General features: G+C 56.9%; 1 protein-coding gene. It reads right to left on the minus strand.

Annotated features, from left to right (window positions below; genetic code table 11):
• Nucleotides 1-32: 32 nt before the first annotated feature.
• Nucleotides 33-283, minus strand: a 251-nt coding sequence (locus tag RMT89_RS42425; RefSeq protein ID WP_315889098.1) for a hypothetical protein, incomplete at its 5' end; no start/stop codon positions are given.

A 283-nucleotide genomic window follows, 5' to 3' on the forward strand; every position in this document is an offset into this window, starting at 1 on the left:
TTGCCCGGCGATAGCCGCCAACCTGTGCGCCTTTAGCGGGCGGGCTGATTTTTCACCAACGGCACGCCATTCTTTGCGACATAGTACCGGCTGGTTTTCTGCACGGGTTGACCACCGTGCAACAATTCGTCAGCGCGCCCGACTTTGACGCGTAGCATGAAATCGTAAGGATTGGTGCACAACATAAGATAGGCTTCAACTGGCACATTGTAGAGCATTGCGGCGGCTGCGGCGCGGATCGATACGCAATTTCCAAGGTCTTTGTGCCATGCGGGCGGCTGCG

The sequence above is a fragment of the Streptomyces sp. P17 genome (assembly GCF_032436805.1).
GTDB lineage: Bacteria > Actinomycetota > Actinomycetes > Streptomycetales > Streptomycetaceae > Streptomyces.